The following is a 13062-nucleotide window of genomic DNA, read 5'->3' on the forward strand; positions in this document are numbered from 1 at the left end:
GACGGCCCTACGAGCCGAAGCGGCGGTGGGCCTCGCGGAGGAGCGCCTCCCCGTGGTCGGGGTGCGCGACTGCGGCGAGGGCGTGGGCGCGCTGCCGGAGGTTCTTGCCGTAGAGGCTCGCCACCCCGTGCTCGGTGACGACGTAATGGAGGTGCGCACGCGTGGTGACCACCCCTGCCCCTTGCGCGAGGAAGGGAACGATCCTCGAGCGGCCGGTGCGGGTCACCGAGGGGAGCGCGATGATCGGCTTGCCCCCTTCGGAGAGCGCGGCGCCGCGGATGAAGTCCATCTGCCCGCCGACCCCCGAGTACTGCTTCTCGCCGATGGAGTCGGCGCAGACCTGGCCGGTGAGGTCGACCTCGAGGGCGCTGTTGATCGCGGTCACCTTGGGGTTCTTCCGGATCACCGAGGTGTCGTTGACGTAGCCGATGTCCAGCATCGCGACGAGGGGGTTGTCGTCGACGAAGTCGTAGAGGCGTCGCGTCCCGTTCACGAAGCCGGAGACGATCTTCCCGCGGTGCACCTTCTTGTTGGCACCCGTGATCACCCCGCGCTCCACCAGATCCACGACGCCGTCGGAGAACATCTCCGAGTGGATGCCCAGGTCGCGATGGTTCACCAGGCTCGCGAGCACGGCGTCCGGGATCGCGCCGATGCCGAGCTGGAGCGTGGCGCCGTCCTCGACCAGGCCGGCGACGTGCCGGCCGATCGCCACCTCGACCTCGGTGCTGGGCCTCGGATGCGCCTCCGGCAGCGGATCCTCCACGGCGACCAGACGGTCGATCCGGCGGACATGAATGAGCCCGTCACCGTGGGTCCGGGGCATGTTCGGGTTGCACTGGGCGATCACGATGCGGGCCGCCCGGACCGCCGCCACCGCCGCGTCCACCGAAGTCCCGAGGGAGCAATAGCCGTGCTTGTCCGGCGGCGAGACGTGGACGAGGGCCACGTCGAGGGGGAGGACGCCGTCGCGGAAGAGGCGAGGCACCTCGCTGAGGAAGACCGGCAGGTAGTCGGCCCTCCCCTCCTGGACGGCCTGCCGCACGTTCGCCCCGACGAAGAGGGCGTTCACCCGGAAGCTGCCGGCGCAGGCGGGATCCGCGTACGGCGCCGGCCCCTCGGTGTGGAGGTGCACGATCTCGACGTCGCGCAGCTCGCCAGACCGCGCGGTCATGGCCTCGATGAGCCGCCGGGGCGTCGCAGAGACACCGTGGACGAAGACCCGGTTGCCGGATTCGATGAGCGAGACGGCTTCTTCCGCCGTGACGAAACGATGCATGTCGGACTCCACATTGGCAGGGGTGAAGCGTCCCGATTCTTACCCGCATTAGCCCCGGTGGCCACCATGCGCTCGAGGTATCACTCTCCCTGATACAGGGCGTCAGAAGAGCTCGAGCTGGGGGCTGGGGTTCATGGCCCGCGCGTCGACGCCCCGGGCGCGGAGCTCCCGGGCGAGGTCGTCGGCGCTGCCATGGGTGGTGAGCACCCTCGAGGCGCCGGTGGCCTTCGCGTAGTCCACGAGGCCGTCGAAGTCCGCGTGATCCGAGAGCGGGATCGCAGCGTCGACGCGGGAGCGGTAGCGCGCGCCCGGATCGATGGCCCAGCCGCTGAGGAAGCAGGTGCGGATGGGACCTCGGCGGTTCCAGGCGCGAAACTCCCTGGTCCGTGGCGGCGCCACGATGACCTCGCCCGCCTCCGCCTCCGGCGAGAGCGGGGCGGCGTTCGGGAAGCGCACGCCGTGTGCGGAGTAGATCTCACAGATCGCCCAGGCCTCCGGGTGCACTCGCACCTTGAAGCCGCGCTCGCCGAGGATCTTCACCGCCTCCTGCGACTTGCCCAGGGAATAGGCGAAGAAGACGGGCGTCACGCCTGCGTCGAGCACCTCCCCGGCGAACGCGGCGATCCGATCCTCCACCTCGCTCCTGGGCGGGAAGCGATAGCGGGGATGGCCGAAGGTCGACTCGATCACGAGGGTGTCGCACGCTGCCACCTCGACGGCGGCGGCGGTTCGGGACGGAGCCGTGTTCAGATCGCCGGTGTAGACCGTGCGGTGGCCGCGGACCGTGATCCGGATCTGGGCGCTCCCTAGCACGTGGCCCGCGGAGAAGAGCTCGAGCTCGAGAGGCCCGATTCGAAAGCTCCGCCCGTACTCCACCTGCCGATGGACGGTCTTCGCGCCCTGCAGCCGGTGGCCCATCAGCGCGAGGGTCGCGGGGGTCCCGATTGCCTCGAGGTGCCTGCCGATGTGATCACCGTGGGCGTGGGACACGAAGGAGCAGGCCGTCTTCCGCGTCGCGTCGAGCCAGAGAGGCGCGCTGCGGGCGCGCAGGCCCTCCCGGCTGAGGATCACCTCGGACATGGAGCGTTCCTACCACGCCCGGAAGGGCCTGCGTGCAGCCGGCCGGGCAGGCCGGTCGGGGCGCCCGCCGTTCGCCGCGACGGGTGGCGAGCGGCCTTGCGCCTGGTTAGGCTCGGGCGACCCCATCGCTCGGAAGGATCGAGATGTCGAACGTGGAGCTCTACAGCATGTCCTTCTGCCCCTTCGCGCAGCGCGCCCGGCTCATGCTGCGCCGCAAGGGCGTGGATTTCGCGACCCACGAGATCGACGTCACCAAGCCGAGGAGCGCGTCGTTCCTCCAGATCAATCCGGAGGGCAAGGTCCCCGTGATCCGCCACGAGGGCCGCGTGCTGAACGAGTCGAGCGTGATTTGCGAGTACCTCGAAGACGCCTTCCCCGAGCCGCCCACCCTCCCCCGCGAGCCCTACACGCGGGCCTTGGCGCGGATCATGGTCGACCACTGCAACAACCAGTTCGTGCCGCTCATGTACCGGCTGCTCATGAACCAGGACCGCTCCGCCGACGCGAAGCTCATCGACCAGGCGCTCGCCACCTGGAGGTGGGTGGACGAGCTCCTCAGCCGCCACAACCCGAACGGCACCTTCCTCGACGACCGGGACGGCTTCTCCCTGGCGGAGATCAACTACGCGCCGTTCTTCCAGCGGTATTGCCTGAACGAGCACTACCGGGGATTCCGGCTCCCCGACGAGGCCGGCTTCGCCCGCGTGCGCCGCTTCCGGGACGCGCTCCTCGGAGACGCCCTCGTCAAGGAGACGGGCATGTCGGACGAGGACTTCATCAAGCTCTACTTCGACTACTCGCTGGGCTTCGGAAACGGGAGCGTCCCGCCGGGCCGCGAGCGCAGCTCCTTCGACCTCTCCGTTCCCCTCGCGGAGCGACCGCTCCCGCCCGCCGCTCCCAGGGCCGTCTGACACGCGGAGCCGACGGCGGAGCAGACGAAGAGCGTTTCCGCGCACGCGAAGCCGAAGGCGGAGCCAAGGAAAGGCGCGATCGCGCGAAGCGCGGCTGAATCAATCGGGCCCGCTTATGCGGGACCGATTGATTCTCTCGCTCAGGGCGCGGCTTCGACGGCGAAGGACCAGCCCAGGGGTTCCACGAGCCCTTCGGCGAAGCGCCGGATCTCCTCCACCGCGCGAGATGGCGCGTGCCAGAGCAGGTAGTGCCCGCCCGGCTCGCAGGCCATGCACTCGTGCCGCACGTGGGGTGGAAGACCCCTGCACCTGTCGAAGAGCACCACGCCCTCCACGAGCTCGCGGGCGGCCTCCCGATCACCAAGCGCGAGCGAGGCCACCACGAGGTCGCCGCGGACCACGAAGCCATCGGTACGCGCCGCTTCGTCCAGGAGCGCGCGGGGGCAGCGGCGCACGAAGGTGACGGCCTCGTCCGCCACGACCCGCTTCTTCCGGAAACCAAGCCACGAAGGGGCCTCGGACTCGATCCGGATCGGCTCCGCCGGCGATCCGCCGTCGAGCGATCGGGAGAAGCCCCTCTCGCGTCCGACGATGAAGGCCGCCGCGCGGCCGTGGAAGGCGAAGGCGAGGAGCTGCCGCCGGATCCGATCCCAGGCGCGGTGCTGGGCCGGCGCGTCGATCCCCTGGTAGGTGAACACGAGCCGCTTCGGGTCGGAGGCGTCCATCACCAGCCGCAGGCGCCTGGCAGGGAGGCGCCACTCGTAGCCGGAGACGATCCAGGCGCGCCGCTCCGGCGGGTCGCGGAGCCGCGAAAGCAGCCACTCGACCTCTCGCTCGAAGTCCTCCCTCCGCGCGCCGACCTTGGGGGCGGCCGCGAGGCAGGTGCGGAAGTAGAGGTGCCCCGAGGGCCCCCTCGCCTTGCGAAGGTTCCAACGAGGATTCTCGAAGACCTCGAGCTCCAACCCGCCCAGCAGCAACCGCCCGGGCCGCGGCACGCTCGATACCCTCCGTAGCCGCGAGACGAGCTCGTGGGTGTCCAGAGAGCCATCCACGTAGACGCTGCACGCAAGACCGAGCTCCGCGGACCGACCGAGCATCTCCTCCCCGAAGGCGCGGATCCCGCCGGTGGGATCCTCTTAGAAGGTGCGTCCGGACCGGCGTCAGCGCCGGAAATACCGCAGCTCGCCGTGGCGCTCGATCGCGCCGACCCGCGAATCCGCCTCGAGGAGGTCCAGGTTCCCGAGGATCTCCCCGATCACCAGGTAGGTGTCGAGCCCGGTCGCCCGAGGAAAAAGTGACAGGACCAGCTCGACGGGCGTCGCGCCGCCAGCTGGGATCAGAGAGAGGATCTTCTCCTGCCGCCTTGCGTAGAAGCCCTCGAGCCCGTCGATCACCCGCCTGTGGTCCACGAAGCACGCGCCGTGCCCCGGCACCACCCAGTCGAGCTCGAGCGCCCGGGCCCTCGCCGCCGACTCGAGGTAGGTGGGCAGCGCCCGGAAGCGGCTCCCGTCGCGCAGGATCTCCAGGAGCGGATTCGGCGAGACGTGCTCGAGGATGTGATCGTTCGCGAGGAGGACGGCCAGAGGTCCGCCAGCGCCGCCACGGGTCGAAAGCAGCGCGCAGACCAGCCCCGGCGTGTGCCCGGGCATCTCGAGGAGGGTCGCGTCGCAGCGCGCGAAGGAGAGCTGCTGGCCCTCCGCCAGCTCGCCGAGCGGCTCTTCCAGCCTCCCCCCGAGGTGCTCCTGGTACGCCGCCACCTCGAGGATCTCCCGGACGCTCGCGGCGGGCACACCGCAGCGGCGCAGGAATTCCTCGTAGAGCTCCCGATCGGCGATCCAGTGGACCGGCGAGAGCAGCTTTCGGCGATCGCGCGCGTGCACATAGACCGGCGCGCCCGAGACCTCTCTCACCCTGCTTGCCTGGCCGTAGTGATCGACGTGGCCGTGGGTGACGAAGATCCGGCGCACCTCGCCGAGGTCGCTGCCGATCGCGGCGAGCCCCGAGCGCAGCACGGCTTCCGCGTCGACTCCTCCGATCCCGGTGTCGAAGAGGGCGATTCCGCCGCCCTCTTCCTCCACCGCGATCACGTTGACCGGGCCGCCTGCCTGGGGAAAGGGCAGCGGGATCGGGATGCGATGAACGCCCAGCCTGGCGATGGCGGCATCGCCGCCGCGCTCCGGCATCGTCGATGCTCCTCTGAGCGTGTGAAGGAATCGGTCCCGCAGAAGCGGGTCCGACTCCTTCAGCCGCGCTTCGCGCGGAAACGCTCTTCTCTTCGTCTGCTCTGCCTTCGGCTTCGCAAGAGTTCGTGAATTCTTCACGAACTGCCGCGCGCGCCGATCGCTACCTCCAGCTCCCGTCGGAGTCGGCGCCCACCAGGGCCAGCTTCGCCGCATCGGCGCGGGCGACGATCTCCTTCTCCTCCAGGATCACCGAGCGCGCCGCCTCGAAGACCAGCGCGCTCGCCCCAATCTCCACACAGGTGTTCACGGTGCCGGGGCCGATGCACGGCGCGTCGAAGCGCATGTCCTGCTCGGGCATGGCGAACTTCACCACCACCACGCCCTTGCCCACCAGCTCGCCGGCCCGGCGGATGCACCGATCCGTGCCCTCCATCCCCTCCACCGCCACGACCACCCCGCCCTTGGTGCAGACCGTCTGGCCCACCTCGGCCCGGCTGATGGCGTTCGAGACCTTCACGCCCAGGCGGATGTCCGCCTCCATCGCCGAGTCCGGCTTGTACCTGCCGTACGCACCCTTGCGGGCCATCAGGTCGGGACAGTACGGCGCAGGGTCGACGATGCGGACGCCCTCCTCCTCGAACATCGAGGCGACGGCTCGGAGCAGGCTGTCGTTGTCGAAGCGCTTGAGCTTGGGCGCGTGCTTCAGCGCCATGAGGTCCGGGCGGAGGCCGCCCCAGAGGTTCACCTTGGCGACGCCCCCCGCCATCGCGGCGGCGTCGACGCCCGCCTTCCGGAAGGCCTTCACCATCTTGCCGAGCTGACCGAGGTGGACCCAGGTGACCTCGTCGCAAACGGACTCGAGCGAACGGTCCGCGTCGCCCTCGTGGGCCACGCAGACCACCCGGTGGCCCGACCGCTTCGCGCTCTCGGCGAACCGCAGGGGAAAGACGCCTGAACCTGCGATCAGCCCGATGGTCGGAGAGACGGCTGCTTCCATGTGCTCGCTACCTCGTCACGCCGCGCTGGGACCCCTCGATGAAGCGCAGCATGTGCTCGACGTTCGGATCGCCGGGGAGCTCGGCGCGCACCTGCGTGAGCGCCTCGCGAAGCCCGAGCTTCATCCGGAAGAGGGTCCGGTACGCCTTCTTGATGTTCCGAATCTCATCCTCGGTGAACTTGTGCCGGGTGAGGCCCACCGTGTTCAGGCCGGCGAGCTCCGCGCGGTAGCCGCTGGCCGTGCAGAACGGCGGCACGTCCATGCCCACCATCGAGCCGCCGCCGATGAAGGCGTTGCGGCCGATCCGGGTGAACTGGTGGATCCCCGACATCCCGCCGAAGATCACGTGATCCTCCACGATCACGTGGCCGGCGAGCATCGAGCTGTTCCCGAGGATCACGCCGTCGCCGATCTGGACGTCGTGGGCCACGTGCGAGTAGGCCATCAGCAGGCAGCGCGAGCCCACCTTGGTGATCCCGCCGCCCTCTTCCGTGCCGCGGTGGAGGGTCGCGAACTCGCGGACCACCGTGTTGTCACCGATGACGGTGCGCGTGGGCTGCCCGCGGTACTTGAGGTCCTGGGGCGCCTCGCCAACGGAGCAGAACTGGAAGAAGCGGGCGCCCTTGCCGATGGTGGTGTCGCCCGAGATTACCGCGTGGGAGCCGATCTTCGTGCCCTCGCCGATCTTCACCTGCGGGCCAATGATCGAATACGGGCCGACCTCCACCGAGGGATGCAGCTCCGCGCCGCTCTCGATGATTGCCGTGGGATGGATCCGGCTCATTCCTGGCCCCTTACTTGTCCACCGAGGTGGCCGTGAGCAGCGCCTCGGCAACCCGCTGCCCGTCGACCATTGCGTGCACGGAGAGCTTCCAGACCGGGCCCTTGCGCCTGGCGATCGTGGCATGGAGCTCGAGCTTGTCGCCGGGGCGGACCGGGCGCCGGAGGCGCGCGTCATCGATCCCCGCCAGGAAGATCACCTTCTTGGTCAGATCGAGTGGATCGGATTCGTAGGCGAGCAGCGCCCCGGCCTGGGCGAGCGCCTCGAGGATGAGCACGCCCGGCATCACGGGATTTCCCGGGAAGTGTCCGTTGAAGAAGTCCTCGTTGATCGTGACGTTCTTGTAGCCGACCAGCCGCTCCCCGCGGACCAGCTCGGTCACCCGATCGATGAGGAGAAACGGATAGCGATGGGGAAGGATCTCCTGGATCCGTCCGTAGTCGAAGCCTTCCAAGCAAACCCTCCAGCCGTGTCCCGTGTGGGACCGTCTAGGTACCATTGCCGTCGAAACGCGGGCGCGAACGTGCGCCCGCGACGGCTATCGTTCTTTCTCGAGCTGCTCCACCTTCTTGCGGAGCGCGCGGAGCTCCTTGAGGAGCTCGGGGAGCTGATGGGTCGCCGCCTGCTCGCGCAGCCATCGCTTCTGATCGATGGCCGGGACGCCGCCGTAGGCAGCCCCCGCCGGGATGTCGGTGAAGACCGCGGAGGCGGCAGCGACCCGCGCGCCGTCCCCCAGCTCGAGGTGCCCGATCACGCCGACCTGCCCCCCGATGACCACGCCCTTGCCGAGGCGCGTGGAACCGGCGATTGCGGTGGCCCCGGCCAGGAGGCTCAAGGGCCCGATCTCGACGTTGTGGGCGAGCTGGACCAGGTTGTCGATCTTGGTCCCGGCGCCAATCACGGTGTCGCCGAGGGTGCCCCGGTCGACGCAGGTGTTCGCGCCGATCTCGACGTCGACGCCGACCTGCACCGTGCCGGACTGTGGAACCTTGAAGTGCCGCATCCGGGCCGGCTCGAAGGCGAAGCCGAAGCCGTCGCCGCCGATCACCGCGCCAGGCTGGACGATCGTCCGCGCCCCCAGGCTGCAGCCTTCCCGCACGACCACGCCGGGATAGAGGAGGCAGTCCTCGCCGACGGTGACCCCATCGAGGATCGCGCAGTGGGCGTGGATCACCGTCCGGGCGCCGATCTTCACGCCCCGCCCGACGTACGCGAAGGGCATCACCGTCGCGGAGGGATCGATCTCGGCGTCGGCCTCCACCGCCGCCCGGGGATCGACCCCGGCGGGATAGGTAGGCTGGCGATGGAAGAGGGTCGAGGCCTTGGCGAAGGCGAGGTAGGCGTCTCGAACCACGAGGAGGCTCGCAGACGCCGGCTTCTCGCCCTCTGCGTCCCCCCCGGCCACGATCACCGCGCCGGCGGATGTGCCGAGGAACTCCGCCTTGTACTTGCGGTTCGAGAAGAAGCTGATCTGGGACGAGTCGGCCGTCTCAAGGGGCGCCACGCCGCGGATCGTCCGCGAGCCGTCGCCCACCACCTCGCCGCCGAGCTCCTTGGCCAGCTCCGAGAGCAGGATCTCCATGGTTATTTCTTCGCCGTCGCCTTGTGGGTCGAGTTGTACAGCCGCACCAGCTCGTTGGTGAGGTCGAACGACGGCGGGCCGTAGAGCAGGCCGGACTCGTTCAGCTCCAGCACGAAGGTGAAGCCCTCCTTCTCGGCGAGGCCGGCGATCAGCGTCCGCATCTTCGCGAAGATCTCGGCGGTGGCCTGGCGCTCCTCGTCGGAGAGCTCCTTCTGGAGCTTGGTGTAGAGGCCGGAGACCCGCATGAACTCCTTGTCGAGCTCCTCGGCCTTCTGCCGGAGGGTCGCCTCGTCCATCGCGAGCCGCTTCTTGTCGAGCTCGTCCTTGCGGGTCTTGAGGGCGTTCTGCTCCTTGTCGAGCTGGACCTGGCTCTTCTCGAACTTGGTCTTGAGGCGGGCCTTGGCGACCTGGCCTTCCTCGACCTCGTTCAGGGCGCGCTGGAGGTCCACGTAGCCGATCTTCACGTCAGCGAAGGCGAAGGCCGGGAGGAGGAGCAGCGCCGGGAGCACCGCGAAGGAGAGTAGACGTCGCATCTCGAACCTCGGTTTCGGAGCAAGGCGGCGTACCGTAGCGCCGCGTTGCGGTCAAGCGGGCTGGCGAGACGCTCGGTCGGTCGCCAAGCCCCAGGGCGCCGGAGAAACGCCGGCTCCCTAGAAGCTGTTCCCGATGGTGAACTCGAAGAGGATCCGTTGATCCTCGGGGCGCGGCGTGAGCGGGATGCCCCATTCGAAGCGCAGGGGCCCGATGGGAGAGAACCACCGGAAGCCGAAGCCCACCGAGTGGAACATCCCGAGGAAAAGATCGAACTGCTTGTCGTTGAAGAAGTTCGCGTTCTGGGCGAAGGCGTTTCCGAGGTCGTAGAAGAGGACGCCGCGGATCCCGACCTTCTCGAAGATCGGGAACTCGAGCTCGTTGTTGAAGACGAGCTGTTTGTTGCCGCCGATCAGGTACGGGAACGTCGCCGACTGGGGGTCATTCCCGTTGGTCGCCACCGGGATCGTGGGGGAGACGGTCCGGAGCGGATAGCCGCGCACCGAGTTGATCCCGCCGACGAAGTAGAGCTCCGACACCGGCACGTTCGGCCCGCGGATGTAGCCGACCGTCCCCTGGGTCTTGAACACGAAGCGCCAGGGGAGCTCGAAGTACCAGCGCGAGACACCCGTATAGCGGGTGTACCGGAAATCGGATCCCAGCCAGGACGGGGCCTCTTCGACCGAGGCCGACTGGTAGAAGCCCTTGGAGGGGAAGAGGCGGTTGTTCCTCGCGTCCCAGGTGAGGGTGAGGCGGGCCGACGAGGTGAGGCCGTCCTTGAACCGGCCGAAGAGGCGGACACCGCCCACCTGCGATCCCCCGGTGGTCACGCTCACGTCCTCGAGCGTGTAGGTGAGGAAGAGGCGCAGGTCGTCGTTCTCGACCAAGGGGAGCGGGTGGCCGAAGGTGACGTCGCCGCCCATCGCCTTCCGCACGAAGCCGCCGTAGTCGACGTCGGTCCGGTAGAGGTCGAAGGCGAAGGTCCAGTTCGAGTCCAGGAAGTACGGCTCGATGAACTGGATCTGGTAGAGCTGCCTCAGGCTCGAGATCTGGGCGGAGAGGGACGCCGACTGCCCCCAGCCGAAGAAGTTGCTCTGGGAGATCTGCGCGGTGGCGATGAAGTTCTCCACCGACGAGAAGCCCGCGCCCACCTGGAAGGTTCCGGTGGCCTTCTCCTTCACCTCGACCACGCCGACGATGAGCTCGTCGCTCGATCCCTTCCGGGTGGAGATCTCCACCGTGCCGGTGCGCGGATCGGGCTCGAAGAAGCCCAGGGCCGTGACCCGCGCCTTGGACCGGTTCAGCGCGGTGCCGCTGAAATACTCGCCCTCGTAGATCCGCAGCTCGCGGCGGATCACCTTGTCGCGGGTCTTCTCGTTGCCGACGATCTCGATCCGCTCCCAGCGGACCTTCTTGCCCTGGTCGATCTCGAAGGTGAGGTCGACGGTCCGCTCCTCGGCGTTCACCGCGGTCAGCGGCATCACGTTGACGTAGGCGTAGGCGTCGTCCTGGTAGAGGTTGGTGAGCGCCTGGATGTCCGCCTGGAGCTTGGAGCGCGAGAAGATCTCTCCCCCGTGCACCGTCATCCGCGACGCCAGATCCTCCTTGGACGTGAGGATGTCGCCCGCGAAGTCGATCGCGCCGATCGAGTACTGCTCCCCCTCCTCGATCGGGATCGTGATGTAGATCGAGCGCTTGTCCGGCGTGATCGAGACCGCCGGCTTGCCGAACTTCACGTTGATGTAGCCGTGGTCGTAGTAGACGCCCTGGGCCACCTGCATGTCGCGCTGGAAGAGCTCCTCGCGGTAGGTGCCGGATCCCGTGAGGAAGGAGAGGAAGTCTCCCTCCTTGGTGATCATCACCTCCTTGAGCTGGTCGTTGGAGATCTTCTCGTTCCCCATGAAGGAGATCTCCTTGACCATCACCTTGGAGTTCTCGTTCACCTCGAAGACGACGTCGACCTGGTTGTCCGGCGCCTCCACCACCCGGTAGCCCACCGAGGCGAGGAAGAAGCCCTTCTCGACGTACTGCTCGTTCAGTTTGGCGGCGTTCCGCTTCACGGCGGCGCGGTCGAGGATCTGGAAGGGCTTGACGTCGAGCTTCTCCCGGAGGTCGTCCGTCGAGATCTCGTCGTTGCCCTCGATCCGCACCTCGCGGATCGCCGGCCTCTCGACGACGGTGACGGTCACCACGACGCCCTGAGGCGTGGGCTCGGCGTCGATCCGCACGTCCGAGAAGAAGCCGAGGCCGAAGATCCGGCGGATGTCCTCGCGGAGCACGCGGCGGTCGAGGGCGCTGCCGACCCGCGTCGCCATCACCGCGCGGATCGCGGCGGGCTCGGCCCTGCGGGCGCCTTCGATCCGGATCTCGGAGATCCGCGCTCCCTCCTCCTCGTCACGGGCCTCGCCGGCACCCGGCAGCGATTCCTCGCCGATCGCGGGCGCACCCCGACCGCTGGCGGGAAGGGCGAGGAAGAGGGCGCAGAGGCCGAGGGCGAGGAGGCGCGGAGGCATGGAAAGGCACGAAAAAACGGCCGGACCATAGGATGCAAGGCCCCCGCGAGACAAGGACAATTGGTAGACTTTTCCCCCCTTCACAAGAAGCGGGCGCCGCTCCCGGCCAGGAGCGCTGGATGTGCGATGTCCCTGCTCGATCTCCTCTTCCGCAGACGATCCCCTTCGAAATCCGCTCGCCACGGCCTGCTGGATCGGCTGCGCGATCGCCTCCCCCCCGGGAACGCGCCCGGCCTCCTCCCTTCGCCCGACCCGGCCGAAGGTGAGGAAGAGCGGCTGCTGGGCGAGCGCCTCGGCATCGAGCTCCACCGACACGCCGCCACGGGGCGGTCCATGGGCCTCTCACGGAGGGTGGCGGCGGTCGCGAGCAGCGCGCAGCGCCTCGACCCGCGGGAGCTCGAGGAGGCGCTCGCGGATCTCGAGCCTTGGGAGCTCCCCTCCCTGTTGGAGGCGCTCGCCGCGCGCCGCGACTTCGCGCCGCCCCGAGTCGCCGAGGTCGCCCGCCGGCTCGCCCCGCTCGCCCGAGACTTCCGCACCTTGGCCGGCGCGCTGGCGCTGCTCTCGAAGGGAACCCGGGAGGCCGATCGCGACCTCCTCCGTCTCGCGGCGCGCTCCCATGCCCTCGCACGCTTCTGTGCCGACGCGGTCCTGGCGCTGGAGCCCGCCGAGGTCGAGCCCGCCCTCCTCGATCTCGCATCGGTCAGCGACGGACTGGCCCGCTCCCTCATCCTCGAGCAGCTCGCCATCCGCCACCTGCCCGATGGCGCCTCGGCCGGCCCTCTGGATCGAGCCGAGGAAGCCCTCCGCCTCGCAGGCGCGATCGAAGAGCCGATCGAGCGGGCCTATGCGGCGGTTCCCCTCCTCGAGGTCTCGAAAGCGGTCCCGCTGCTCGGTTCCAGGCCGGAGCTCGCGCCCGCCCTGGCCTCTTGCCTCGAGGCGGTCTCGCGAGGCGGCTGGAACGGTGGACCCGGTCCCGGGCTCGCCAGGCTCCCCGGCGCGATGGCGACGGCCGAGGCGCTCATCGGCCGCCAGGAGCTCCCTGCCGCCGATCGGCTCCGCGCCGCCCGCGCCGTCGTCGATGCCCGCCCGATCCCGCCGGGTCCCGTACGCCTCGCGGCCGACAAGCTCCTCGCGTCGCTCCAGGCGACCTGACTCGACGCCAGGATGCCACCCGGCGTCAGAGCGTATGAAGAAATCGCCCCCGA

12 protein-coding genes are annotated in these 13062 nt (G+C 69.0%); 2 read left to right on the top strand and 10 right to left on the bottom strand.

What is annotated here, in order from left to right; translation table 11 throughout:
• Positions 1 to 7 precede the first annotated feature (7 nt).
• Together AKJ08_RS09265 and AKJ08_RS09270 are read right to left on the bottom strand one after the other, a co-directional pair.
• Positions 8 to 1279, bottom strand: a complete 1272-nt coding sequence (locus AKJ08_RS09265; protein WP_050725808.1) for an acetyl-CoA hydrolase/transferase family protein — start codon at positions 1277 to 1279, stop codon at positions 8 to 10.
• A gap of 102 nt (positions 1280 to 1381) precedes the next feature.
• On the bottom strand, positions 1382 to 2359 hold the full coding sequence (locus tag AKJ08_RS09270; protein WP_050725809.1) for an MBL fold metallo-hydrolase: 978 nt from the start codon (positions 2357 to 2359) through the stop codon (positions 1382 to 1384).
• A 143-nt stretch (positions 2360 to 2502) separates the two neighbouring features.
• Here AKJ08_RS09270 and AKJ08_RS09275 point away from each other — a divergent pair, with 143 nt between their 5' ends.
• Positions 2503 to 3270, top strand: a complete 768-nt coding sequence (locus AKJ08_RS09275; protein WP_050725810.1) for a glutathione S-transferase family protein — start codon at positions 2503 to 2505, stop codon at positions 3268 to 3270.
• A gap of 140 nt (positions 3271 to 3410) precedes the next feature.
• Here the strand turns inward: AKJ08_RS09275 and AKJ08_RS09280 are convergent, their stop codons facing one another.
• The 8 genes from AKJ08_RS09280 to bamA form a co-directional block, all read right to left on the bottom strand.
• Entirely contained in the window at positions 3411 to 4367 is a 957-nt protein-coding gene (locus tag AKJ08_RS09280) for a hypothetical protein (RefSeq protein ID WP_050725811.1), read from the bottom strand.
• A gap of 63 nt (positions 4368 to 4430) precedes the next feature.
• Positions 4431 to 5453: an MBL fold metallo-hydrolase gene (locus AKJ08_RS09285; RefSeq protein ID WP_050725812.1), complete on the bottom strand. Its 1023-nt coding sequence runs from the start codon at positions 5451 to 5453 to the stop codon at positions 4431 to 4433.
• Positions 5454 to 5613: 160 nt separating this feature from the next.
• Positions 5614 to 6450 carry an LpxI family protein gene (locus AKJ08_RS09290; protein ID WP_050725813.1) on the bottom strand — a complete coding sequence of 279 codons (837 nt, stop codon included), beginning with the start codon at positions 6448 to 6450 and terminating at the stop codon, positions 5614 to 5616.
• A 7-nt stretch (positions 6451 to 6457) separates the two neighbouring features.
• A complete protein-coding gene (gene lpxA, locus AKJ08_RS09295) occupies positions 6458 to 7234 on the bottom strand; it encodes an acyl-ACP--UDP-N-acetylglucosamine O-acyltransferase (protein WP_050725814.1) in 777 nt (258 codons plus the stop codon).
• 10 nt (positions 7235 to 7244) lie between these two features.
• Entirely contained in the window at positions 7245 to 7685 is a 441-nt protein-coding gene (fabZ, locus tag AKJ08_RS09300) for a 3-hydroxyacyl-ACP dehydratase FabZ (RefSeq protein WP_050725815.1), read from the bottom strand.
• 84 nt (positions 7686 to 7769) lie between these two features.
• Complete coding sequence (lpxD, locus tag AKJ08_RS09305; RefSeq protein ID WP_050725816.1) at positions 7770 to 8813, bottom strand: UDP-3-O-(3-hydroxymyristoyl)glucosamine N-acyltransferase; 1044 nt, start codon at positions 8811 to 8813, stop codon at positions 7770 to 7772.
• Between the two features lie 2 nt (positions 8814 to 8815).
• On the bottom strand, positions 8816 to 9346 hold the full coding sequence (locus AKJ08_RS09310; RefSeq protein ID WP_050725817.1) for an OmpH/Skp family outer membrane protein: 531 nt from the start codon (positions 9344 to 9346) through the stop codon (positions 8816 to 8818).
• A gap of 117 nt (positions 9347 to 9463) precedes the next feature.
• Positions 9464 to 11857 (bottom strand): outer membrane protein assembly factor BamA, encoded by a 2394-nt coding sequence (gene bamA, locus AKJ08_RS09315; protein ID WP_050725818.1) that lies wholly within the window; start codon positions 11855 to 11857, stop codon positions 9464 to 9466.
• A gap of 126 nt (positions 11858 to 11983) precedes the next feature.
• Between bamA and AKJ08_RS19250 the strand changes: the two genes are divergently transcribed.
• Complete coding sequence (locus tag AKJ08_RS19250; RefSeq protein ID WP_050725819.1) at positions 11984 to 13009, top strand: hypothetical protein; 1026 nt, start codon at positions 11984 to 11986, stop codon at positions 13007 to 13009.
• The last annotated feature ends 53 nt before the right edge of the window (positions 13010 to 13062 follow it).

The sequence above is a fragment of the Vulgatibacter incomptus genome, from assembly GCF_001263175.1.
Classification (GTDB): domain Bacteria; phylum Myxococcota; class Myxococcia; order Myxococcales; family Vulgatibacteraceae; genus Vulgatibacter; species Vulgatibacter incomptus.